The following is a 21,657-nucleotide window of genomic DNA, read 5'->3' on the forward strand; positions in this document are numbered from 1 at the left end:
GCGGATGGGCTGCAGGACGGCCCCCGGATATTCACTTGCCCCTTCCGAGCGTGAGCGCATAGCTTCATTGGTACGCGGAAAGGAGGTGGTCCAAGCAATGGTGAATCATAGTTGGGCTAGCGAGGTGGTTGTCCGCTGACGTCGCGGACTGTTGTCTCGTGACGTATCGCGAATACGAGGCAACCACCGGGGCCCCTGGCAGCCGGAGGGCGGGATCCCATCCCGACCATGGTCCATCCGGCCCGTCTGCTCGGCAGGCGGAGTTGGCCCGGGGCCCTTCTTCATTTCCCGATGGTCAGTGCTCGCCTCTGGCCGCGATGCCGAGCCGGCCGCACGCCTCCTGGTAGAGCCGCACCACGGCCTTGCGTACCTGGGCCCGCTCGGTGAGCGTCTCGCCCCAGGGCACCCGCACCCGCTCCCCGCCGTCGACGGTGAACTCGATCGCCTCGCCATCCACGTCGCTCGTCACCGCCGAGGTGGCGTCGGGCCGGTCGCCGAGCCCCCGCACGATGATCAGAGCATCTTCGGCGTGGTCGTCGTTCATGTGGCGCTTGATCGCCTCGACGGCGTCAGCGGTGAAGGGCGTGCTCATAGCTGATCAAGCTACCTTCTTCAGCTCCGCCGACATGTGATCCGTGAGCGGGTGTCCCAGGGCCGCCATCTCGTAGGCCCACATGAGGTTGCCCTTGACCAGCCCGTACAGCCGGTGGCCCGCGGTGTACTCCTTGGCCGAGGAGGTGCGGGCGACGACGTCCGTACGCAGCTCGATCTTGTGGAAGACGACCTCGCCGATGTAGACCTCGACGATCCCGGTCGGGTGCGCGAGCACCACCTCGATCTGCCTGTCAGGCTGGGGACGCCAGTATCCGGACTCGGTGGCCAGCGGCTTGACCCGGTTGCCGTCCTGGTCGAGCAGCCAGGTGCGGCTCACGTAGGACAGGAACGGCTTCCCGTTGTGCCCGAACTCGATCTCCTGACCGAAGTTGAAGCTCTCGATCGTCGGATAGCCGCCCACGCCGGCGCCTTCCCACCGCCCCAGCAGGAACGCGATCGGCTCCAGGTCGGGGTGCACCTCAGGTTCTTCCATGTTCCCCAAGCCTAGTGGCCTTGGGCTGCCGTACGGCATCGATATCCATTCCGATATCAATGGACAGGGCATATCAGTCTTGGACAGGAAGAACGGGCCTGTGCTGTCATGACGCCCATGTCCCCTTCGAGCCCGTTGTCGAGCCTTGCCCGTCTGACCGGGGCGGCCGTGGCCGCCGGCGCCCTGCTGGCCGCGCTCGCGCTGCCCGCCGTGGGCGGCACGGGCACGCTGGTCGTCTCGGCCACCGAGACGCTGGATCTCAGGCCCGCCCGGCTCGAAGAGCCGCCCCTGGCCCAGACCTCGGTCGTGTACGACGCCAAGGGCAACCGCATCGCCCAGTTCTACGCCGAGAACCGCAAGGTCGTCCGTCTCGACCAGATCGCCGATGTGATGCGGACGGCGATCGTCGCCATCGAGGACTTCCGCTTCTACGAGCACGGCGCGATCGACTTCGAGGGCACCGTCCGGGCCCTGGCCAAGAACCTCAGCTCGGGCGGCATCGCCCAGGGCGGCTCGTCGATCACCCAGCAGTACGTCAAGCAGGTCCTGCTGAACTCGGCCGACACGGAGGCGGGCAAGAACAAGGCGCTGGAGGCCAGCTACGCGCGCAAGCTCAAGGAGCTGCGGTACGCGATGGGCGTCGAGGAGAAGTACTCCAAGGACGAGATTCTCCGTAGATATCTGAACATCGCGTACTTCGGGGCGGGCGCCAACGGCGTGGAGGCGGCGGCGCGGCGCTTCTTCGGCGTCTCGGCGGCCGACCTGAGCCTCGCCCAGGCGGCGACCCTGGCCGGCGCCGTCCAGAACCCCAACAGCACCGATCCCGAGCTCGGGAAGCAGGCCCGCGAGCGGCTGCTGCAGCGCCGCGACGTGGTGCTGGACCGGATGGCGGAGCTCGGCCGGATCACGCCGGAGCAGGCGGCCCAGGCCAAGGCGGAGAAGCTCGGTTACAAGGGGGTCGAGGCGCCCAACGGCTGCCAGGCCAGCCGGTATCCCTACTTCTGCGAGTACGTCCGCTACGAGCTGCTCACCAACCCCGCCTTCGGCAGGACGCAGCGGATCAGGGAGCAGCGGTTCGAGCGCGGCGGCCTGAAGATCTACACCACTTTGGAGCCGAAGGCCCAGCGGGCAGCTGAGACGGCGATCAGGAAGCACGTGTTCGCCTCGGACCGCGCGCTGGCCGCCGAGGCGCTGGTCGAGCCGGGCACGGGCAAGATCAGGGCGATGGCGGCCAGCCGTCCCTACGGCCGGTCGGCCAAGCGGAAGGAGATCTCCTACAACCCGGTGGCGGACAAGTCGCACGGCGGGCTGATCGGTTTCCAGGCGGGCTCGACGTTCAAGACGTTCACCCTGATCACGGCGCTCGAGCAGGGCATGAAGATCGACGACGGGATCAGCGTGAGCAACGCCTACACCGCTCCCGGCTATGCCTCGTTCAAGAACTGCAAGGGTCAGAACATGGGCATTCCCTCCTGGACGGTCACCAACGACGAGGGCTCGCCCGGATTCAAGACGCTGGCGACCGGCACGTGGGGCTCGGTGAACACGTTCTTCATGGCGCTGGAGCAGCGGGTCGGCCTGTGCGAGACGGTGCGGACGGCCAAGTCGCTGGGCATCGAGCGGGCGGACGGCGGTCCGCTGCAGGAGTACGAGACGTTCACGCTCGGGATCAACGAGATGGACCCGGTGACCGTGGCCACCGCGTACGCGGCCGTCGCGGCGCGCGGCACGTACTGCGCGCCCATGGCCATCACCAAGGTGACCGAGGCGGGCACGACGACGCCGTACGAGCCGTCGTGCGGCAAGGCGCTGGACCCGGAGGTGGCCGACGCCACCGCGCACGTCCTGTCCGGCGTGTTCACCAAGGGCACGATGCGCGGGGTCGGCGGCATCGGCCGCCCGGCGGCGGGCAAGACGGGCACCACGGACGGGTACGCCACGGCCTGGTTCGCCGGGTTCACCCCTGACCTCGCGGGGGCCGTCAGCGTGGGCGACCCCCGTGGTTCGCAGCGGTACAAGCTCACCGGGGTCACCATCGGCGGCCGGTACTTCGGCGCGGTGGCCGGCGCCTCGGTGCCCGGACCGATCTGGAAGGACACCATGACGGCGGCGCTCAAGGACGTGCCGGCCTCGGACTTCACCCCGCTGAACACGGCCCGCTTCGGCGGCTGCTCCGAGAGCTGCGCGCCGGCCCGCGAGGACCACCCGGAAACGGAGCAGGACTAGCGTCCTTCGGCGGAGTCCTCGATCGGAGTCCGTCGCCGCGGGCGGAGGGCGTTAGGGTGACGGTATGGGACGATCACTCGTGATCAAGGTGACCGCCGGGGCGGATGCTCCCGAGCGGTGCAACCAGGCCTTCACCGTCGCCGCGGCCGCGCTCGCGAGCGGTGTGCCCGTTTCTCTCTGGCTGACCGGCGAGGCGTCGTGGTTCGCGCTGCCGGGCCGGGCCAAGGAGTTCAGCCTGCCACATGCCGCACCGCTCGCGGACCTGCTCGACGCCGTGCTGGCGGGAGGGCGGGTGACGCTCTGCACCCAGTGCGCGGCCCGCAGGGACATCACCGTGGACGACGTCATCGAGGGGGTCCGCATCGCGGGCGCTCCGGCGTTCGTCGAGGAAGCGGTCAGCGAGGGCGCGCAGGCCCTGGTCTACTGACCCGCGGGCTCGACCGTGTTCGACGCCACGCTGTGTCCGAAGGGGATGACCATGGTCCAGCCCTCGACCAGGTCGTTCATGATCTCGCCGAACTTCCGCACCGGCTCGTTCTCGATGTGGCGCTCGAAGGCGGCCTCGTCCGTGTAGACCTCGTAGACGTACACCACGTCGGGTTCCGTCTCGACCTCCCACAGGTCGTGGCGCAGCGTGCCCGGCTCGGAATCCCTGACCACCTGGATGTTCCAGCGCGCGAACTCCAGGAACTCGGCTCGCTTCCCTGGCTTGAGTACGAGTCTGACGAGTGCTCCGTACATCAGCGGACCACCTCGTAGTGGAGATGGGTCACGCCGGGCGCCGGGACGGCTTCGACCAGGCGCAGGCGCACGTGCTCGGGCAGCGCCTGGAAGAAGGGGCGGCCGCCGCCGAGCAGGACCGGCACCTGGTGGAGGATCACCTCGTCGACCAGACCGGCTTGAAGCGCGGAGGTCAGCGCGCCGCCGCCCATGAGGCCGACGTCCTTGCCATCGGCGGCCTCTCGGGCCGCCGCGATCGCGTCCTCGATGCCGGTGGTGACGAGGGTCTGCCGTTCGGTCAGCTCCGGCGCCGCCCGATGGCTCAGGACGATCAGCCGGGCCCCCGGGTGGGGGCTGCCGCCGCCGAAACGGTCGGAGTCCTCGTACGTGTTGCGCCCCGCCACGACCGCGCCCACACGTCCGGCGAGGCCGTCGAAGACCCGGGCACTGGGCTCGCTCAGCTTGAAGCCGTCGAACACCTGGCTGGGCGTGCCGCCGTCGAAGTACCAGTCGAAGAGCATCGTCCCGTCGCCGAGTCCGCGCCCCGGGCCGGGCTCGCGGCCGGTGATGTAACCGTCGACCGACACCGCGTGGGCGCTGATGACCTTGCTCATCTGCGTGATCCTTTCGGAGTTCCTTGAAGAGACTCCGTTACCGTAGCACCATGAAGTTCCCTAAGGGAACCCCAATTGCTAGACTGATCCCATGCAACGCACACAGTTCGGGGAGATGGCCTGCTCGATCGCGCGCACCCTCGACGTGATCGGTGAGCCGTGGTCGCCGCTGATCCTGCGGGACGTATGGGTAGGCATGAGTCGCTTCGACCAGATCCAGGCCGATCTCGGGATCTCGCGCAAGGTGCTGACCGAACGGCTCAACCACCTCGTCGACCAGGGCGTGCTCGAACGCCGCCCCTACGACCAGCGGCCGCGCTACGAGTACCACCTGACGGTGAAGGGCGCCGAGCTGGTCGACCTGCTCATGGTCATGGCCGGCTGGGGAGACAGGTGGCTCGCGGGCGAGGCCGGGCCACCGGTGCTCTACCGCCACCACGCGTGCGGTGAGATCAGCAGTGTCGACCTGCGCTGCGCCCACTGCGGCGAGCCGATGCACGCAGGCGACGTCGACCCGCTGCCGGGCCCCGGTGCAGCCACGTGATCAGGACTGCGCGTACATAAAACTCGAGCCGCACGCGCGTCCAGCTCCGCGTGCGGCTCGATCGAGGGTGAAAGTCAGGCCGGCCGTACGGCCGCCAGACGCTCCTGGCGGAGGGCCTCGTAGCGGGTGTCGTCGAGGGGCACCAGCTCACCCACCCGCCACGACAGCAGCAGGTCGGCCAGCGCGGGGTTGCGGGCCAGGGCGGGCCCGTGCAGGTAGGTGCCGACCACGTGTCCCGCGTAGCAGCCCTCGAAGCCGTCGCCGTTGCCCACGCCCACGACGGTCCTGGACAGGGGCCTGACGCCGGGCCCCAGGTGGGTGACGCCCATGTGGTTCTCGAAGCCGGTCAGCGTGGGGAGATTGAGCGCGGCGTCCACCTCCGCGACCAGCTCGCCCACGGCGCGTGCCGGCCCGCGGGAGCTGGCGATGTCGAGCAGGCCGATGCCGTCCACCGGCTGGCCCTCCTCGCCGCCGAACGTGCTGCCCATGATCTGGTATCCGGCGCACACCGCCAGCATGGCGGCGCCATGGGCGATCGCGCGGTGGAGGCCGCCGTCGCGGCGCAGGCGCTCGGCGGCCAGGATCTGCGGACGGTCCTCGCCGCCGCCGATGAGGTAGATGTCGCCGCTCTCCGGCACCGGGTCCGCCGACCGTACGTGGATCGTCTCCGTCTCGATGCCCCTGCGGGCCGCACGCTGTTCCAGGACGAGCACGTTGCCCTGGTCCCCGTACGTGCTCAGCAGGTCAGGGTAGATCCAGACGATGCGCAGGGCGCTGTCAGACGGCACGGCCGAACTCCGATCGGATGTGCTGGAAGGCGGTGTAGTTGGCGATCACGTCGACCCGGCCGGGCGGCTGCATGGCGAGAGCCTCCGAGAACGAGCCGCACAGCGTGAACGGCACGTCCGCCACGTCGAGCCTGAGCGCCAGGTCGAGGCGGCGCTCGCCGGTCACGAACACGGGCCGCCCGCGCAGGATGCGGTAGTCGACGTCCCACAGCCACGAGGTGTCGCGGCCGTCGGGGCCCTGCGCGTTGACCGAGAGGATGATCGGCAGCTGCGGATCGGCCACGTCGAACGCCTCGAGCCAGCCCGCCGGGTTCTTCGCCAGCAACAGCCGCGCGTGGCGGCCGTCACGCTCGACGGTGGTGTAGCGGCCGGCCACGGAGGTGACCTCGCGCAGCCGGGGCAGCGCACGCTCCACCGGCAACCCGAACGCCTCGGCCACCGCCAGCGCCATCACCGCGTTGGAGCGGTTGGCCAGGCCGGGAAGCTGGATGTCGAGCATCCACCGCTGCCCGCGCGGGTCGACGGCCACGTCGTCGTCGACCGCCCACTGCGGCTCCGGCCGGTGGAACGTGCACTCCCTGCACGCCCAGAAGGCGTCCTTGCGGTCGAGCGGGCCGCCGCACTCCGGGCAGCACCAGGAGTCTTCCTTCCACCGCTGCCCGCCGGAGACCCACGTGACCTTGGCAGCCGTGGAGGCGCCCCAGGTCACGAGCGGGTCGTCGCAGTTGGCGATGACGTGGGTGGGCTTGCCGGACAGGGCCCTGCGCCACTTCTGCGCGAGCAGCCAGATCTCGGCGGCACGGTCCATCTGGTCGCGGCTGAGGTTCATCAGGCAGACGACGCTCGCGCCGGTGGTGTCGAGCACCTCAGGCAGGTACTTCTCGTCCACCTCCAGCACGCCGTAAGGGGCGTCCTTGTGCTGGGACAGCGCCGAGACGTGGCCTGCGGGCATGTTGGCGCCGAACGCGTTGGTGGCCACCTCGCCGAGCTCGAGCAGCGCCGAGGTGATCAGCCTGGTCGTGGTGGTCTTGCCGTTGGTGGCACTGACCAGAGCCAGCTTGCGGTCGTGGGCCAGCTTGCGCAGGAGGTCGGGCTCGAGCATCAGGCCCACTCGGCCGCCGATCACCGAGCCGTCTCCGCGTCCGGTCATCCTGGACAGCGTGGCGGCACTGCGGCCCAGGGCGCTGGCGAGCTGGGCCCGCAGAGGAAGCTGGGTCATGTCCAAGGATCCTAGTCGGCGTTGGCCGATAGTCTGGAGATGCACACGAAAACGCGGCCCGGTTGGTAGCCCGGGCGAGTCGCACCGTATCCGCCCTTCCATGGGATGTCCGGTGTGCCGGAATCGGCCTCGTCAGGCCGTCTTTTCGGCATGCCGCATGGAGGGCATCGTGGTGACGCTGTCGGTGTATCTGGACGGGCCGTTCTGGGTCGGCGTCCTGGAGATCGTCGAGGACGGCGCGGTCCGGGCGACCCGCTTCACGCTGGGGTCCGAGCCGACCGACCCCGAGCTGTACGAGTTCCTGCAGCGGCACGGGGTCGCCCTCCTGGAACGCGCGGCCTCCTCACCCGCCGTCCCGTCGGAGGGGCGGGAGGTCAAGCGGGTCAACCCCAAGCGGGCCGCGAAGCTGGCGGCCCGGGCGGCGGCCAGGGTGTCCAGCCGGAACACCGCCTCCCAGGAGGCCTTGCGGCTGGAGCTGGAGGGCCGGAAGGCGGAGGCCGTGGACGACCGGCGGGCCCGGCGGCGGGAGGCGGCGGAGCACAAGCGGGAGGTGGCCCGCCGCAAACGCATCGAGCGCCGCCGGGACCGGTGACCCCCGCTGCGCCCCGGGGCGACCCGCGACGTCCCGCCCCTTCACCGAAAGGACACCGGCGCCCGGCGCGTGCGCCTGGTGGCGGCGCGGGGTCAGGAGGGGCTGGGGGCGGACTCGGCGAAGGAGATCTCCAGGGCGCCCCCCTGGTCGAACGGCAGGACGAAGCGCCGGGGCCAGGAGAGCACGCCCTCCAGCCACCCGGCCCCCATCGTCTGCCCCACATGCCGCACCCGCGCCGACGACTCGATCCCGATCGCCACCGTCATGATGTCCCGCTGGACCCCTTCGTTCTCGTCGTCCCCCAGGATCACCCGCCAGGCCAGCGCCCGGTTCCGGTCCACCTCCATGGACAGCGGGTGGTGCCGGAGCGCCTTGGCCCGGTGCCCGAGCAGCTCGGTGTGGACGAGATCGGGCGAGGAGCCGTTGCCGTTCGGCGGCTGACGGAAGAGGGCGTACTCCATGGGAGGGGCCGGACTGCGCAGGTTGGGGGCGGGCTGACCGTACGGGAAGAGCCTGTCCACCTCGTGCAGCCACCGGACCTGCGGGATCACCCACTGCGCCCCCGGCCGCTCCCCGCCGCTGTCGAGCCCGGCGAGCAGCCGGGTAGCGGTCGCGGCGGCCTTCTCGGTGAGCAGCGAAGGGTCGAACCAGCTCCGCAGCGACCAGGCGCGCCGCTGCACCGAGCGCTCGATCAGGGTCGCCAGCAGGCACTCCCTGCGCCGCGCCGGCAGGTCGGCCCAGGCGGACGCGAGGACGCGCGGCACCCCGGGCAGCGGCCGGTTGCTGACGAAGGCGAGCACGACCGTGTCGCACCAGATCCGCAGCCAGGCCCAGTCGGGCGCGTCGGCGAGCACGTCGGCCTCGCGCAGCTCCACGAGCGTGCACGCCTGCCCGGTGCGGCAGGCCGCGCCGCACGCCGCCGACCGGCGCCCGCGGATGGGAGGCGGCGGGCCGGGCAGCACCTTCTCCCTGGACTCCCCCAGCGGTACGCGGACCCGCAGCGGCCGGTCCATCCCGTCGGCGAAGACCGCGGCCGAGCCCGGCTGCAGGGAGACCACGTGGCGGGACTGCTCGTCGCTCAGGTTCATGGCGGCGCCGACGAGCTTCCTGTCGTCCTCGGCCGGGAGCCGGTGCACGACCTTCAGCGCGGTGTTCTTGACGACGTCGGAGACGAGCTTGGTGGGGATCTGCTCGGCCACCACGATGCCCTCGCCGTACGCGCGGACCTCCGCGAGCAGCCCTGCCAGCAGTTCCACCGCGTGCGTGGAGGCCCGACCGTGGCCGCGGTCACGCAGCAGCCGGTGCGCCTCCTCGATCACGATGACGTGGCGCAGCTCGGGGGACTTCTCCCTGCGTGCCCGCATGCGCAGGTGCTCGACGATCCTGATGATCAGCGTGCCCATCAGGAACGCCTTGTCCTCGTCGTTGGCCACGTCCTCGATCGCCAGCACGACGTCCCGTTCGAGCAGGCCGCCGATGTCGGCCGGGTGGCCGCCCTCGAAGAAGCGCCCGGCCGAGCCGACCCGCAGGGACCGGAGCCGGAGCGAGATGAAGCCCTCGACGTCCGCCTGGACCTCGCGGCCGTAGCCGATCTCCTTGATCACGTCCATGGCGTGCTGCTGGAGCTGTTCGAGGGTGGGCACGCTGGGCGGGACGTTCGAGCCCGGCACGGCGCCGCCCGTGACGACATCCCAGCCGGTGGCCTCGTAGACGCGCTGCAGCGCGAGGGACATGATCTGCGGGAACGGCTCCTCCGCGTCGAACGCCGCCATGAACAGCGCCCTGACCATGTCGATGTGGGCCTGGACGGGGTAGCCGGGCTCGGGTTCGAGTGGGTTGATGCTGAACGGCACGCCGTCGGGGGCCGACGGGTTGATGACCGTGATCGGTTCGTCGACGCGGCCTGCCATGGCGGCGTACTCGGACTTGGCCGGCTCGATGGCCAGCCACGGGATGCCGGCCCTGCTGAGCTGCTCGAGCAGGTGACGCACGGTCTGCGACTTGCCGGAGCCGGTCGCTCCCGTGACGAACGCGTGCCGGTTGAGCGTGGCCAGCGGCACCCGGAACGTCCCGACCCCCCGGTCCTGCCCGTCGAGGATCTCCCCCAGCTCCAGCTCGCCCCCGTCGGCCTCGGACGTCACGTCGAAGAAGCCCGACTCGAGCACGCGTACCCCGGGGACCTCCCGCCTGGGCAGTCCGGCCAGCGCCGCGAGGGCGCCGGCGGTGGCGGCGAACGGGGCGGCGGCGCCGTCGGCCGGGTCCTGCATGGTGATGGCGAGGGCCTCCGACAGCGTGTAGGCCGCGCCGTGCGAGCTGCGCAGCCGGTACGGGTGCTGGCTCATCTCGACCGACCCGACCAGCACGGGCGCGATCTGCCGCAGCTCCTCGGCGGTGGCGCCCCCGGCCAGCACGCGCACATTCCAGAGGCCAGCCTCCCTGAACGCGTCCAGCTCCTGCATGCGCCGCTCGGCCCGCTCGGCGTCGAAGCGGGACCGCTCGGAGGCGTCGCCGTACTGCCTGAGCACGTTGAGCTGGGTACGCAGGTGCGCCACCTCGGCGTCGAGCAGGTCGGTCGGCTCGGCCACCACCAGCCAGGCGAACGGCCGCGACATGAGCGTCACCACCGTCGCCTCGAAGAGGGTCGGCCGCCTGAGCTCGTCGGGGTCGAACTCGCGCCCCTTGCTCCCGAGCGGCGGCGCCTGCCGTCCCGGGCACGGCGTCCAGACCAGGTCCGCCAGGTCGGCGAGGTACTCCTCGCTGAGCTGGACCCCGCGTGCCCCTCCCGGGAAGAGCAGCGGCTGCGGGCCGCTCGGGTATTCGGCCGCGTCGGTGGACCTGCGCGGCTGGCGCGGCGGCGACAGCGGCCCCGCGTTGGTGATGAGCTCGAGCGGCGCGCCGGACCCTCGCGACAGCCACCCGATGACGAACGGCCGGTCGCGTTGCGCGGCCGACAGCACCGCGGGCAGCACGGTGACGAAATCCCACTCCGCCGACGAGCTTCGCGAGGGTGCTGCGATCGACTGGATTCGATACCAGGGCCCACTCAACGAGACACTCGGCTGCATTTCATTCCCCCACAGACGGTTCTTTGTTAAATTCCGCCAACCGTCAGCTCGTCACCTTGACATTGACCATGTCATTGCCTCCCCTTGCGCCAGTCCAGGCGTGGCGGTGGTGGTCCGAGGTTCGGTGGGGGCTCCGCGTCGCCGTCCCGCGCCTTGGGGTCGAGCGCCATCACGGCCTCGCGTACCTCCTCCAGCTCGCCGAGCGTGGTCTTGGGGAAGGTCAGGATGGCCGGGTTCGCGTCGGCGAGGCGTACGCGCCTGCCCTGGGCCGTGGCGTCCGTGACGATCACGGAGGTCGTGGGGAGCTGCTGAAGCTGGTGCGGCTCGACCAGGAACTCCCGCGAGCGCTGCAGCACCCGCTCCTTCTCGGAGATCTTGTCGGCGGTCCTGCCCCACTCGGTGGACTCGGTGATGTCGCCGGCCAGGTCCGCGTGGCTCTCGTCCCTGGTCTCCCTGTCGTCGTCCAGCTGCGAGATCGTCGAGGTGTAGCCGCCGTCGAGGCCGGGCAGCGACTCGCTGATCGTCTCGGTGAGCTGGGCCAGCTCCAGCCGGTGCTCGGTGCCGACGTGCTCGCTGGCGACCCGCGCGTCCTCGGCGTTGCCGAGCCGCATGAACGCCACCGCCGCGTGCCCCCTGCCCAGCCGCTCCCGCACCGTGGGCGTCAAGGACCGGTATGTCAGGACCAGTCCGGTACGGGAGGTCTCGCAGGCGTCCATCAACCGGTCGAGCACGTCGCCCCTGAGCTTGTCGGCGCCCGCCACGATGATCGTGTGGTACCAGGGCCGGTCCGAGGCGGCGGACTGGCGCAGGATGTGGGTGAGGGCCGTGGCCACGTACGTGCCGAGCACGCGGTTGCCGAAGACGCCCGCCTGCCGGTCCATGCTCACCACCCGCAGCCTGGCCGGCGGCAGCCGGACGGCCTCGGTGCCGAGCGTCTCCAGCTTGCGCAGCTGCGACTCCAGCGCCCAGGCCCGCTCGATCACCACCCGGTCGCTCACCCCGCGCCCGAACAGCGTGCCGATCCGCTCGAGCTGGGTGGCCGTGATCAGCCCGAACCTCAGGTCGTCGCGCGGGTCGCCCACCTGCGCCAGGGCCCGCAGCGCGGCCGTGACCTGGCTGATCGTGGCGTTCTCGCCGAGCACCTCCAGCACCCGCTCCAGGATCGCGTTGTCGAAGCTGAGGTCGCGCGTGGTGCGGTGCTCCTCGCTCACGCTCACCACGTGCGCCAGCACGTCCGCGAACGCCTCGGGCTTGAGCGTGGCGCCCAGGTCGAGCCTGGGCAGATCGACCGGCAGCACCCAGACCAGCGGATCGTCGCCGCCCTTACGGGCCAGCTCGATCAGGTCCTTGGCGATGGCGCCCTCGGACAGGTCGAGCACGGTCAGGTGGCCGCCGCTGTAGAGCCGCGTCGCCCCGAGCAGCGTGATCAGCGCCGACCAGCCGGGCAGCGTGCCGCCCGCCACGTCGATGCGGTCGATCTCGTCGGGTACGGCGACCGCGTACCAGGTGAGCTGCCTGTCGTGGCGCTCCTTGGAGTCCTGCCACTCGCGGTAGCGCTGGGCGTGCTCCTCCTGCGCGCGGAACAGCTCCTTGTCACGTTCCTCGCGCCGGCGTTCGTCCCTGGCCTGCTGCTCCAGCACGCGGTACTTGACCGCCCTGTCACCCTGCAGCAGCGCGTAACTGCAGATGCCCGCCACGCCTCCGGTGGCGGTGAGCCCGGCGAACGCGAACGGCCACGCGAGGTAGCCCGCGATGGCCGCGGCGAGGATGAGCACGGCCAGCACCAGCATGAACGTCCGGACGATCCGCACCGGCTGGTTGAGCATGTCCTCCTGGCGGCGCTCACGGCGCAGCAGCTCCTGCGCCACGGCGTCGGGCGCGGCGGCGGGCGGCGGCTCCTCGACCGGCGAGGGACGTTTGGGTGGTGGGCCGGGGTCGGGGTGCAGCAGGATGTATTGCCAGCCCAGGTAGATGCGGTCCGCCTGTAGCTGGACATGCTCGGGATGCACGTCCGTCACGTGACCCTCCGGCCGCCGATATGTCGTTAGGAGTAGGGGCCAGCCCTTTCCGCTCCGTGACAGCGTATGAGTTTCCAGCCCCGCAGCGGCAGGGTTTCTCGGCAATTCTCCCTGTCCGATGGGAGCATTGCGGCAGATGGGACAGACGAGACCTACTACCATCCTTACTCATGACGGAACCCTCCGGCGCAAGCAGTGACAAGCCCAGACGCCCGGTAGTGGTGCCCGCGATCGCCCTGGTGGCGTTCACCGCCGTCGGCATCACCGCTCTGCTGGGCGGTCTGAGCGAGGCCGCTGACGAGCCGGAGCCGTTGGGCCAGGGCGCGGTGCTCGACCAGGGCCTCTATTCCACCAGGTTCGTCGAGTCACGCGTGGCGGTGGAGCGGGCGAAGACGCAGTTCGACGAGGACAAGCGCTTCGTGGAGCTGGTCTTCGACGTCACCAACCAGGGCGACGAGACCTTCTCCGTCGGACTGCCCGCCGACAAGATCGAGCAGGCCTTCACCTCCAATGCCTTCGCCGCCTCACTGCTGAACATCAGCCCGGCCTTCGACAAGGAGGCGGGGCCGTTCGCCTACGCGCTGGCCAAGGGGGGCCAGACCCGCCAGCTCCAGCCGGGCATGGCCAGCCAGGTCATCGTGCGTTACGAGCTGAAGGACAACGAGCGTCCGCCGGACAGGATCAGCATGGACGTGGCCTCCTTCGAGCTCGAACCCGAATTCGGCAGCAACATACCGGTCTGGAAGATGGTCGCCGAGGAAGTGGGCGACAAGTGGATCCCCGAGGTCAAGGCCCGGGTGACGCTGACTGTCAAGAAGGGCGACACAGCGTGACCACGACGGAGCAGAGATCAGCCGTGGCGCCCGCCCGCCGCGGCGGCGGCAGGCGGGCCGATCAGCGCCAAGGGACGGGGGCCCGGCTGCTCGGCGTGGTCGTGGGCCTGGTGCTGCTGGCCGGCGCCGTGGGGGTGCAGACCCTGCACATGACCGAGGGTGAGCAGGGCGATCCGCTCACCTACACGGGAGCCAAGGGCGAGGCCGTGGACGCGCGGCGGTTCGCCGTCCGGCTGGACTCGTTCGTCGCGGCCAAGTCGATCCAGACCGGCGGCAGCACCCTCGGGACCGACCATCTCTTCCTCATCGTGAACGCCTCGGCCAAGTCCAGCCTCAAGCCCTATCACCTGGCGCAGCCGGTGCTGGTGACCGCCGACGGCAAGCGCTTCTCCGCCACCGACCGGGTGAACACCATGCTGACGCTGGCCAACACATGGGTGCAGCCGGACATCTGGGTGAGCGGACGGTTCTTCTTCGAGGTGCCGGCCTCCGCGCTGCCCGGGGCTAAGGTGCTGTTCACGCTGCCGCAGAAGGTGCTGGTGGAGTCGTACCAGCCGGAGGTCGAGGTGGATCTCGGCCTGGACGAGGAGGGCGCGCGCAAGCTCGCGGCCTCGCCTCAGGACGTCTACTCGACCGACAAGAAGTGATCGCAGGATGAGCACGAACGAGCGCGACTGGTTCTCGCCCAAGGACGAGCGGCGCGAGGAGGAATCGCCCCAGCCTCCGCCTCCGTCCAGCCAGGAGCCGCCCCCCGGTCTCGGCTCCCACACCGTGCCGTCCGGTCATGGGCGGCATTCCGAGTACGGCCCGCGATCCGGCCAGGAGCCGCCGGCCGGGCCGGGCCCCTGGGACGACGTGCCGCCCGGTGCGGAGACGGCGCCCGTCCCTCGGCTGCCCTCCGGGGGAGCGCTGCCCGGGCTCGGGCCGCGCCACGGCGGGCGTCACGGCCGCGCGACGCCGCCTCCCGGCTATGACGCGCTGGAGGCGCAGCCGAGCGGGTCGCAGGACGCGCTGGGGTGGCCGGATGCCGCACCCCAGGATGCGCCGGAATGGTCCAGCGCGCCACAGGGCGGTCCTGAATGGCCCAGCGCGCCGCAGCAGGCTCCGGAATGGCCTGGCTCGCCGCAAGGGGCGTCCCAGCCCACCGCGCCGCACCAGACTCCGGAATGGCCCGGCTCGCCGCTAGGCGCGTCCGAGCCCACCGCGCCGCAGAAGGCGCCTGAATGGCTCAGCACGCCCCAGGGCGCCTCCGAGCCCACCGCGCCACACAGGGCGCCGGAGCGGCCCCACGGGGTGCACGAGGCCCATGGAGCGCATGGCGCGACGGAGTCGCCCCGCGGCGCGGCCCGGCGTCCGAGGCCCGTGCCAGGACAGGGACGCCATGGCGCGGCGCAGGGCCGGGCTCGGCATGCCCTGTCCGACCAGCAGGTGTGGCCGCCGGCCCCCCGCGAACCCGTCGGCGGCTCCACCCAGCCGCTACCGGCCGTCGAGGGCCCCCTGCCCTTCGAGCCGCAGCCGAGCCCGTCGCCGTCCGGCCCGCCCACGCCCTTCCCACGGCACTCCGGCGCGGCCCCATCCGGGCCGGTTGCGTCCGGGCCGGTTGCGTCCGGGCCGGCGCACGCCGCCGAAGGTCCGTACGGGGCGAGCCACGCCGAGGGCCCGCTCGAAGCGGACCCGGCCGAAGGGCCGTCCGAAGGGTCGAGGGCCACCGCGCCCAAGGCGCGGCGCAAGCGGACGCTGCTGATCGCCGCCGGCGCCGTGATCGTGTCGCTCCTCACGACAGCCGCCCAGTCGTACGACGGCTACCTCTTCTTCGAGAAGAGCAACGCCAAGGAGACCAAGGAGATCATCGTGCCCGCCGGCCAGGCCGGTACGGTACGCAACGTCGAGTACCGGGCCGCGGTCGCGCCCACCAAGGCTCCCGCGAGCAGCAAGCACGGCGCCGAGGTGACCTGGCTGAAGGTGGACATCACGAAGAAGGTCCTCGACGAGGGCAGCGCCACCATGACCGCCAAGCCCTACGACGTCCAGTTCGAGGACCGCGCCGGCCGTACCTGGACCGTCGAGACCGAGGACGTGGGAGACGCCCCGACGGACCGGATGGAAGTGGGCAAGGAGTACAAGATCCAGGGGCTGGCCATCGTGCCGACCCCGGTGGCGAACGAGGTCGAGCTCTCCTTCCGCCCGAGCAACTACCGGTCGGACACCCCCACCGCGGATCTCTTCAACCGGGAGAAGGTGGAGAAGATGGACCAGGACGTCGAGGTGCTCCGCTTCAGGCGCAGGTGAGACGGCTCAGACGTCGTTGAGCGGCTCGCCGTTGAGTCGGGCCCTGGTGGCGGCGATGTCGTACGCGGCCGCCAGCAGCGACATGGTCAGCACGGTCACGATCATGTCGCGCACGAAGGACACCGGCGGCTCGATGAAGGCGAACGCGTTCTCCTGCTGCGTCCCCACCAGCGTCAGCAGCCCACGCTCGGCGTACTGCCCCGCCACCGAGATGATCCCGTAGCACAGGCACATCATCCCGAACAGCGGCGCGCCGCTGTTGAACACCATCCGCAGGGAGTTGGCCAGCGGCAGCCAGCGGTCCCTGAAGCCGCCGGTGAGGTGGTCGAACGACTTCTGCGTGAGGTCGTGGCTGTGTTCGAGCCGGTCCACGCCCTTCTCCAGGCGGGTGCCCTTGAGCAGGGCGCGGGTCTCGTCGGAGTAGCCGCCGAAGACGAGCATCGCCACGGTGAGCCAGGCCAGCGGGACGGCGACGGCGTCGAGGAACAGCGGCCAGACATCGCCGAAGAAGCCGGAGACGGTCTCCCACAGCGGCAGGCTCTTCTGCGCCTCGGCCCAGACGTGTTCCGTGCCGGCGACCACGTTGCGGTGCTGGAGCCACTCGGAGCGCGCGCTGGCGATGAAGAAGGTGGCGTTCAGGCCGTAGAAGACGAAGGCGAACTCGGAGAAGGCGGCGAGGAAGCCGTAGAAGCTGCCCTTGCCCTTCTCGACGAGCTTCGCGAAGAGCCACTTCAGCCCGAACATGACGGCCATCGTCCCCAGCGACACCCGCCAGTCCAGATCGACGAGCCCCCGGCCGACGTGCGACTTCTCGCCGAACCAGGCCGCGCCCGTCAGGTCGTGGAAATGGTGGAACATGTCCATCTGGTAGACGTCCCTGGCGTCCTCCGTCTGGAACCCCCACGCCAGGTAGAGCACGGCGAAGGCCGGGGCCACCCGGTCGAGCACGCGGAAGAAGCGCTCCTGCGCCACGCCCTCCTCGACCCTCGCGCGCATCTCCCACAGCGCGCCGCGCAGCGAGTAGAGCATGCCGGTGGTGACCGTCATGGCGGTCAGGACGATGAGCGTGAGCAACGTCATCACGGCGACCAGGCGGACCTGCCGGAAATCGCCGTACGCGACCTCGGTGGCGCCGTACAGCAGGACGAAGCGCGCGAGCTGGCCGGCCGCGAACCAGAAGATCAGCGGCAGGGCGCACTTGCCCGCCAGTCGCAGGGTGTGCAGGGGCAGCGAGTACGGCGACGGCATCCCCGGAGCCGACGTAGGCCCAGGTCGGGGAGGCGCCATCACACCTGTCGAACCGGACATCTGCAGAATCGTAGCGGTCTGTCCCATCTGCCGCAGCCGCAACTCCCCCAAAGCGCTCCCATCCGTGGACCGGGCACAGGCGTGCTGGTGCGGGTGTCGTCCCTTGGCAGTGACAAAAGAATTATCGGCGAGGACTGGCGACCACGAAGCGTGACGCGTGCACCATGGCTCTATGGAGCCGCAGCCCGCAATGGACGCCGACCCTCGCGTGGTGGGGGATCGCCTACGGCGACTGCGTCAGGAGCGCGGCGTGTCGCTGTCGGAGCTCGCCAAGCGCTCCGGCGTCGACAAGGCCATCCTGGCCGACGCCGAGACCGGCACGCACAATCCCACGCTGGAGACGCTCTGGGCGATCACCGCGCAGCTCGGCGTGCCGATCGGGGCGCTGCTCGCCGACCCGCCCGAGCCGCAGATCATGCGGGGCACGGCGATGGAGGCGGAGCTGCTCGAGGTGTTCGAGGACGAGCGCGTCACGTACGAGCTCTACCGGGTCACCGTCCCGCCCGGCCTCACCCAGACCTCGCCCGCGCATCACGAGGGCGTGAGCGAGCACGTCACGGTCTTCACCGGCACGCTCAGCGCGGGGCCCATCCACGAGCCGCTCACGGCCGGGCCGGGCGACCACATCTCGTGGGTCTCCGACGTGCCGCACGGCTACCGCGCGCGCGGCCCCGACGTCGTACGCGCCACGGTCCTCATCCGTTACCCGGCCAAGCCCTGAGCGGCCTACGCGGCGGGCCGGCAGGTGCGGCATGGACGGTAACCGGCCGCCGCCGCCTGGGCGACGGTGCGGAAGCCGTGCCGGTGCCGGGGCGTGATGCGCCTGGCGTTGTGGCACGTCGGGAAGCACACGACGCCCGTGGTGTCGCTGGCCAGGTAGAAGACCCGCTCCCCTGCCAGCTCCCGCAGCCGCTCCAGATCGGCGCCCTCGGCCAGCAGCAGGCGCTCCTTGGCCGCCGAGCCGAACACGTAGTCACCCACGACACCGTCCGACCTGGTGACGCGGTGGCACGGGATCAGCAGCGGCACGGGGTTACGGCCGAGCGCCGTGCCCACCGCGCGCACGGCGCCCGGCCGGCCGATCCGCTCCGCGATCCACGAGTACGGCCTGACCTCGCCGCGCGGGATCGTACGGGCCGCCTCCAGCACGTCGCGCTGGAAGTCGCTCAGCCCGCGCAGGTCCAGCCGGACCTTGGACGGGCGGCCGGTGCGCAGCGCGGGCAGCAGCCCGGCGGGCGGCCGTTCGGCGGGCAGCAGCGGCCGGGCGAACCGCTTCCTGAACGCCTCCGCGAACCCCTCGCCCGCGTGCACGTAGGCGACGCCCTGGTCGGTGAACGCGACCCCGAGCTCACCGATCGGGCTCGGCACGTGTACCCAGCGGGCGGCGATCCGGTCGAACAGCCCCCGGGGCGCGTCGGCGGCCAGCCCGGCGAGGGCGGCGAGCAGCCCGTCCGGCGCTTCCGTTCCCTCGAGCAGCGGATCGTGGGTCATCGGGCACCTCCCAATACGCGCAGCCGCCGCAGCCCGCGCGACACATGCGACTTGACCGTACCCTGCGGGATCTTGAGCACGGTGGCGATCTCACTGACCGGCAGGTCGACGACGTGCCTGAGCACCACCGCGACCCGCTGATCCTCGGGCAGCAGGCCGAGCAGCTCGACCAGTTCGTCGCCGGTCTCGCGGCGCACCGCGGCCTCCTCGACGTCCTGTCCGGGATCGACTTCCTCGATCGGCTGGTCATGCAGTTCGGGTGGCGGCTTGCGGGACTTGGTCCTGGCGCAGTTGCGCCAGATGTTCATCAGGATCGTCATCACCCAGGCGCGCGGCTGGAGAGCGGCGATGCGGTCGCCCTCGTAGCCGGCCAGCGCCCGGTACGCGCGGAGGAACGCCTCCGCGGTGAGATCCTCGGCGTCGGCCCAGCGCCCGCTCAACCGCAGCGCGGTCGAGAAGACCAGGCCGCGGTAGGTGCTGTACAGCTCGGCGAACCCCTGGTCGAGGTCGTCGAGCAGCGCCTTGCGCACTGGGTCGAGACAGTCGGTTTCACTCACACCTGCTACAACACCGCCGCGTACCGATCCGTTGCAGGGCCACGTCCCTGAAAAGCCAGAAGCCCGCGTCCGGCGCGGACGCGGGCGAATGGTTTCGCGGAATACGGGGCTAGACGGCGACCGCGAGCGAGGAGACCTCGCCCAGCTTGGCCTCCACCTTGATGTCCCTGGTGACGCCACCGCCCGCGATGATGCGGACGGTCCAGTCGCCGGGAGCGGCGAAGAAGCGGAAGATGCCCTCGTCGGACACCACGACCTCGCCCGTGAACTCGCCGGAGTGGTCGAGCAGCCGTGCGTACGCGGTGCCGGCTCCCGTCACCACGCCCTGGATCACGGCCTGGGTGGCCAGGTCGATCCCGGCGGGCAGCGCGATCGTCTGCTCCGGCGCTCCGCAACCCTGTGCAGTCGTCATCAGCGGGCCTCCCCCAGCTCGATCGGCACGCCCACGAGCGAGCCGTACTCGGTCCACGAACCGTCGTAGTTCTTCACGTTGTCCTGCTCGAGCAGCTCGTGCAGGACGAACCAGGTGTGCGCCGAGCGCTCACCGATGCGGCAGTAGGCGATGGTGTCCTTGCCGAAGTCGACCCCGGCCTCGCCGTAGAGCGTGCGCAGGTCGTCGTCGGACTTGAACGTGCCGTCGTCGTTGGCGGCCTTGGACCAGGGGATGTTGCGGGCGGTGGGCACGTGGCCGGCGCGCTGCGCCTGCTCCTGCGGGAGGTGCGCGGGAGCGAGCAGCTTGCCGGTGAACTCGTCGGGCGAGCGCACGTCGACCAGGTTGAGCTTGCTGATGGCGGCGACCACGTCGTCGCGGAAGGCGCGGATCTTGGTGTCCTGCTCCTGGGCGACGTACTGCGTCTTGGCCCGCTCGGGCACGTCCCGCACCAGCTCGCGGGAGTCGAGCTCCCACTTCTTGCGCCCGCCGTCGAGCAGCTTGACGTTCTCGTGGCCGTAGAGCTTGAAGTACCAGTACGCGTAGGCGGCGAACCAGTTGTTGTTGCCGCCGTAGAGCACGACGGTGTCATCGTTGGAGATGCCGCGGTCCGACAGCAGGGCCTCGAAACCGGTCTTGTCCACGAAGTCGCGGCGCACCGGGTCCTGCAGGTCCTGCCGCCAGTCGACCTTCACGGCGCCACGGATGTGGCCTTTGTCGTAGGCGCTGACGTCTTCGTCGACCTCGACGAGGACGACTCCAGGGGTGTCGAGGTTGGCCTCGACCCAGTCGGCGTCCACCAGGGCGGCGGAGCGGCTCATTTGGGAACCTCCATGTTGGCGGCGGGCAGTAGACGGCGAATGAGCAGGTACATCTCGCAGCCAAGGCAGAATCCGAAGGCTGCGTTGAGGAAGGCGGCGAGGAGAGCCCCGGCCGTGGCCACGAGGGCCAGCGGCACGATCCCGGCGAGGTATCCGGCCAGCCCCACGACCGCGAAGGCGAGCCCCACCCCCTGCGCGAAGCGCGGCGGGCGGGCGTCCTCCGTCTCCTTCGGCGCGCTCGTGACGAGCGCCTTGAAGAGCATCGTGTACGGCGAGCGCCATGCGAATCCGAGCGCGAAGACCACCGCCTGGGCGGCGAGCAGCCAGGCGCTCCCCGTCACCAGAACGAGGGCGAGGACCAGGGTGGTGATGGCCGCGCCGAAGCGCAGCGCTCTAGGGTCGGCACGCATCGAAGGATGCTCCTGAAGGGTCGACGGGGCGGACCAGACGTCCGCGGGATCGTCCTCAGGCAGCGCGACAGAGCGCGGTGGTCACGCGGCAGAAATCAACCGCGCGCCGCTTCGTGAGCAGCTCTGTCGTTGGGTTCATGCCGAAGACACTACTCGGCGTCTCGTCATCTGTCACATCTCGTCCGGTTGGTGAGACGACTCTTGAGACGGCGGAGGTGGGACGGCCGCGGCGAGCGCCGCCAGGACGTCGGCCTTGCGGGGCTGGCCGGCGGCCCTTTTCACGATCCTTCCGCCGGCGTCCAGCACGAGGACGGTCGGCGTGCGCATGATGTCGAGCCGCCGCACGAGGTCGAGCCGCGACTCGGCGTCGATCTCGACGTGGCTCACCCCCGGCACGAGCTCGCTCACGTCGGCGAGGATCCGCCTGGTCGCCCGGCACGGCTGGCAGAACGCCGTGGAGAACTGCACCAGCGTCGCCCGCTCGCCCAGCCCCACGCCGAGCTCGGCCCCGGACAGCCGGTCCTCGCCGGTGTCACCCGTGTCACGCACCCGTCCGTCGCGGCGCAGGCGGACCACCCCGATCACAGTGCCGAGCGCCAGGGTCGCCAGCGCCACCCACCAACCAGTCATCGCCAGATGCAACCA

The 21,657-nt window shown here is 70.7% G+C and carries 23 protein-coding genes; 8 read left to right on the top strand and 15 right to left on the bottom strand.

The features are described from left to right. Positions 1-295: 295 nt before the first annotated feature. On the bottom strand, positions 296-592 hold the full coding sequence (locus ABD830_RS36455) for a DUF2470 domain-containing protein (RefSeq protein WP_344997877.1): 297 nt from the start codon (positions 590-592) through the stop codon (positions 296-298). Between the two features lie 6 nt (positions 593-598). Further along, complete coding sequence (locus ABD830_RS36460) at positions 599-1,087, bottom strand: heme-binding beta-barrel domain-containing protein (RefSeq protein ID WP_344997879.1); 489 nt, start codon at positions 1,085-1,087, stop codon at positions 599-601. A gap of 117 nt (positions 1,088-1,204) precedes the next feature. On the opposite strand from ABD830_RS36460, the gene ABD830_RS36465 reads away from it, so the two are divergent. Then, positions 1,205-3,313, top strand: coding sequence for a transglycosylase domain-containing protein (locus tag ABD830_RS36465; RefSeq protein WP_344997881.1), 2,109 nt, complete (start codon positions 1,205-1,207; stop codon positions 3,311-3,313). A gap of 64 nt (positions 3,314-3,377) precedes the next feature. Next, entirely contained in the window at positions 3,378-3,740 is a 363-nt protein-coding gene (locus ABD830_RS36470) for a DsrE family protein (RefSeq protein WP_344997883.1), read from the top strand. Here ABD830_RS36470 and ABD830_RS36475 read toward each other — a convergent pair. After that, positions 3,734-4,054 carry a putative quinol monooxygenase gene (locus ABD830_RS36475; RefSeq protein ID WP_344997885.1) on the bottom strand — a complete coding sequence of 107 codons (321 nt, stop codon included), beginning with the start codon at positions 4,052-4,054 and terminating at the stop codon, positions 3,734-3,736. The genes ABD830_RS36470 and ABD830_RS36475 overlap by 7 nt on opposite strands. Further along, positions 4,054-4,647 carry a dihydrofolate reductase family protein gene (locus ABD830_RS36480; protein WP_344997887.1) on the bottom strand — a complete coding sequence of 198 codons (594 nt, stop codon included), beginning with the start codon at positions 4,645-4,647 and terminating at the stop codon, positions 4,054-4,056. Before ABD830_RS36480 ends, ABD830_RS36475 begins: the two co-directional genes overlap by 1 nt. A 91-nt stretch (positions 4,648-4,738) precedes the next feature. Here ABD830_RS36480 and ABD830_RS36485 point away from each other — a divergent pair, with 91 nt between their 5' ends. Next, positions 4,739-5,191 (top strand): winged helix-turn-helix transcriptional regulator, encoded by a 453-nt coding sequence (locus ABD830_RS36485; protein ID WP_344997889.1) that lies wholly within the window; start codon positions 4,739-4,741, stop codon positions 5,189-5,191. 74 nt (positions 5,192-5,265) lie between these two features. Here the strand turns inward: ABD830_RS36485 and ABD830_RS36490 are convergent, their stop codons facing one another. Together ABD830_RS36490 and ABD830_RS36495 are read right to left on the bottom strand one after the other, a co-directional pair. Continuing rightward, positions 5,266-5,979, bottom strand: a complete 714-nt coding sequence (locus tag ABD830_RS36490) for a type 1 glutamine amidotransferase (protein WP_344997891.1) — start codon at positions 5,977-5,979, stop codon at positions 5,266-5,268. Further along, the gene (locus ABD830_RS36495; protein ID WP_344997893.1) at positions 5,969-7,198 is read right to left on the bottom strand and encodes a MurT ligase domain-containing protein; all 1,230 of its coding nucleotides are present in this window, start codon (positions 7,196-7,198) and stop codon (positions 5,969-5,971) included. The genes ABD830_RS36490 and ABD830_RS36495 overlap by 11 nt, the downstream gene beginning before the upstream one ends. A 157-nt stretch (positions 7,199-7,355) precedes the next feature. Between ABD830_RS36495 and ABD830_RS36500 the strand changes: the two genes are divergently transcribed. Next, positions 7,356-7,790, top strand: a complete 435-nt coding sequence (locus tag ABD830_RS36500; RefSeq protein ID WP_344997895.1) for a YjdF family protein — start codon at positions 7,356-7,358, stop codon at positions 7,788-7,790. 92 nt (positions 7,791-7,882) lie between these two features. Here the strand turns inward: ABD830_RS36500 and ABD830_RS36505 are convergent, their stop codons facing one another. Both ABD830_RS36505 and ABD830_RS36510 read right to left on the bottom strand, forming a co-directional pair. Then, complete coding sequence (locus tag ABD830_RS36505; RefSeq protein WP_344997897.1) at positions 7,883-10,759, bottom strand: ATP-binding protein; 2,877 nt, start codon at positions 10,757-10,759, stop codon at positions 7,883-7,885. Between the two features lie 167 nt (positions 10,760-10,926). Continuing rightward, complete coding sequence (locus ABD830_RS36510) at positions 10,927-12,873, bottom strand: hypothetical protein (protein ID WP_344997899.1); 1,947 nt, start codon at positions 12,871-12,873, stop codon at positions 10,927-10,929. Between the two features lie 170 nt (positions 12,874-13,043). On the opposite strand from ABD830_RS36510, the gene ABD830_RS36515 reads away from it, so the two are divergent. The 3 genes from ABD830_RS36515 to ABD830_RS36525 are packed head-to-tail and all read left to right on the top strand — an operon-like array spanning position 13,044 to position 15,995. Beyond that, complete coding sequence (locus tag ABD830_RS36515) at positions 13,044-13,706, top strand: DUF4352 domain-containing protein (RefSeq protein ID WP_344997901.1); 663 nt, start codon at positions 13,044-13,046, stop codon at positions 13,704-13,706. Further along, a complete protein-coding gene (locus ABD830_RS36520; RefSeq protein WP_344997903.1) occupies positions 13,703-14,353 on the top strand; it encodes a hypothetical protein in 651 nt (216 codons plus the stop codon). The genes ABD830_RS36515 and ABD830_RS36520 overlap by 4 nt, the downstream gene beginning before the upstream one ends. A gap of 7 nt (positions 14,354-14,360) precedes the next feature. Further along, positions 14,361-15,995: a flagellar basal body-associated FliL family protein gene (locus ABD830_RS36525; RefSeq protein ID WP_344997905.1), complete on the top strand. Its 1,635-nt coding sequence runs from the start codon at positions 14,361-14,363 to the stop codon at positions 15,993-15,995. Positions 15,996-16,001: 6 nt separating this feature from the next. On the opposite strand, the gene ABD830_RS36530 is transcribed toward ABD830_RS36525, so the two are convergent. Beyond that, on the bottom strand, positions 16,002-17,243 hold the full coding sequence (locus ABD830_RS36530; protein ID WP_344997907.1) for a hypothetical protein: 1,242 nt from the start codon (positions 17,241-17,243) through the stop codon (positions 16,002-16,004). Positions 17,244-17,475: 232 nt separating this feature from the next. On the opposite strand from ABD830_RS36530, the gene ABD830_RS36535 reads away from it, so the two are divergent. Further along, the gene (locus ABD830_RS36535) at positions 17,476-18,024 is read left to right on the top strand and encodes a helix-turn-helix domain-containing protein (RefSeq protein WP_344997909.1); all 549 of its coding nucleotides are present in this window, start codon (positions 17,476-17,478) and stop codon (positions 18,022-18,024) included. A gap of 5 nt (positions 18,025-18,029) precedes the next feature. Here ABD830_RS36535 and ABD830_RS36540 read toward each other — a convergent pair whose 3' ends face one another. From ABD830_RS36540 to ABD830_RS36565, 6 genes are all read right to left on the bottom strand, one after another. Continuing rightward, positions 18,030-18,794: a methylated-DNA--[protein]-cysteine S-methyltransferase gene (locus tag ABD830_RS36540; protein WP_344997911.1), complete on the bottom strand. Its 765-nt coding sequence runs from the start codon at positions 18,792-18,794 to the stop codon at positions 18,030-18,032. Further along, the gene (locus tag ABD830_RS36545; protein WP_344997913.1) at positions 18,791-19,351 is read right to left on the bottom strand and encodes an RNA polymerase sigma factor; all 561 of its coding nucleotides are present in this window, start codon (positions 19,349-19,351) and stop codon (positions 18,791-18,793) included. The genes ABD830_RS36540 and ABD830_RS36545 overlap by 4 nt, the downstream gene beginning before the upstream one ends. A gap of 109 nt (positions 19,352-19,460) precedes the next feature. Beyond that, positions 19,461-19,763 carry a DUF1416 domain-containing protein gene (locus ABD830_RS36550; protein WP_344997915.1) on the bottom strand — a complete coding sequence of 101 codons (303 nt, stop codon included), beginning with the start codon at positions 19,761-19,763 and terminating at the stop codon, positions 19,461-19,463. Then, positions 19,763-20,602, bottom strand: coding sequence for a sulfurtransferase (locus ABD830_RS36555; protein ID WP_344997917.1), 840 nt, complete (start codon positions 20,600-20,602; stop codon positions 19,763-19,765). Before ABD830_RS36555 ends, ABD830_RS36550 begins: the two co-directional genes overlap by 1 nt. Then, positions 20,599-21,012, bottom strand: coding sequence for a DUF4395 domain-containing protein (locus tag ABD830_RS36560; RefSeq protein WP_344997919.1), 414 nt, complete (start codon positions 21,010-21,012; stop codon positions 20,599-20,601). The genes ABD830_RS36555 and ABD830_RS36560 overlap by 4 nt, the downstream gene beginning before the upstream one ends. A 171-nt stretch (positions 21,013-21,183) precedes the next feature. Beyond that, the gene (locus ABD830_RS36565) at positions 21,184-21,642 is read right to left on the bottom strand and encodes a thioredoxin family protein (protein ID WP_344997921.1); all 459 of its coding nucleotides are present in this window, start codon (positions 21,640-21,642) and stop codon (positions 21,184-21,186) included. Positions 21,643-21,657 lie beyond the last annotated feature (15 nt).

Source organism: Nonomuraea helvata, from assembly GCF_039535785.1.
GTDB classification, from domain to species: Bacteria; Actinomycetota; Actinomycetes; order Streptosporangiales; family Streptosporangiaceae; genus Nonomuraea; species Nonomuraea helvata.

Excerpts from the sequence above, each read along its gene's own strand:
- ABD830_RS36455 (WP_344997877.1), bottom strand. The coding sequence starts at position 592 with ATGAGCACGCCCTTCACCGCTGACGCCGTCGAGGCGATCAAGCGCCAC.
- ABD830_RS36460 (WP_344997879.1), bottom strand. The coding sequence starts at position 1,087 with ATGGAAGAACCTGAGGTGCACCCCGACCTGGAGCCGATCGCGTTCCTG.
- ABD830_RS36465 (WP_344997881.1), top strand. The coding sequence starts at position 1,205 with ATGTCCCCTTCGAGCCCGTTGTCGAGCCTTGCCCGTCTGACCGGGGCG.
- ABD830_RS36470 (WP_344997883.1), top strand. The coding sequence starts at position 3,378 with ATGGGACGATCACTCGTGATCAAGGTGACCGCCGGGGCGGATGCTCCC.
- ABD830_RS36475 (WP_344997885.1), bottom strand. The coding sequence starts at position 4,054 with ATGTACGGAGCACTCGTCAGACTCGTACTCAAGCCAGGGAAGCGAGCC.
- ABD830_RS36480 (WP_344997887.1), bottom strand. The coding sequence starts at position 4,647 with ATGAGCAAGGTCATCAGCGCCCACGCGGTGTCGGTCGACGGTTACATC.
- ABD830_RS36485 (WP_344997889.1), top strand. The coding sequence starts at position 4,739 with ATGCAACGCACACAGTTCGGGGAGATGGCCTGCTCGATCGCGCGCACC.
- ABD830_RS36495 (WP_344997893.1), bottom strand. The coding sequence starts at position 7,198 with ATGACCCAGCTTCCTCTGCGGGCCCAGCTCGCCAGCGCCCTGGGCCGC.
- ABD830_RS36500 (WP_344997895.1), top strand. The coding sequence starts at position 7,356 with ATGGAGGGCATCGTGGTGACGCTGTCGGTGTATCTGGACGGGCCGTTC.
- ABD830_RS36515 (WP_344997901.1), top strand. The coding sequence starts at position 13,044 with ATGACGGAACCCTCCGGCGCAAGCAGTGACAAGCCCAGACGCCCGGTA.
- ABD830_RS36525 (WP_344997905.1), top strand. The coding sequence starts at position 14,361 with ATGAGCACGAACGAGCGCGACTGGTTCTCGCCCAAGGACGAGCGGCGC.
- ABD830_RS36530 (WP_344997907.1), bottom strand. The coding sequence starts at position 17,243 with ATGCCGTCGCCGTACTCGCTGCCCCTGCACACCCTGCGACTGGCGGGC.
- ABD830_RS36535 (WP_344997909.1), top strand. The coding sequence starts at position 17,476 with ATGGAGCCGCAGCCCGCAATGGACGCCGACCCTCGCGTGGTGGGGGAT.
- ABD830_RS36540 (WP_344997911.1), bottom strand. The coding sequence starts at position 18,794 with ATGACCCACGATCCGCTGCTCGAGGGAACGGAAGCGCCGGACGGGCTG.
- ABD830_RS36550 (WP_344997915.1), bottom strand. The coding sequence starts at position 19,763 with ATGACGACTGCACAGGGTTGCGGAGCGCCGGAGCAGACGATCGCGCTG.
- ABD830_RS36555 (WP_344997917.1), bottom strand. The coding sequence starts at position 20,602 with ATGAGCCGCTCCGCCGCCCTGGTGGACGCCGACTGGGTCGAGGCCAAC.
- ABD830_RS36560 (WP_344997919.1), bottom strand. The coding sequence starts at position 21,012 with ATGCGTGCCGACCCTAGAGCGCTGCGCTTCGGCGCGGCCATCACCACC.
- ABD830_RS36565 (WP_344997921.1), bottom strand. The coding sequence starts at position 21,642 with ATGACTGGTTGGTGGGTGGCGCTGGCGACCCTGGCGCTCGGCACTGTG.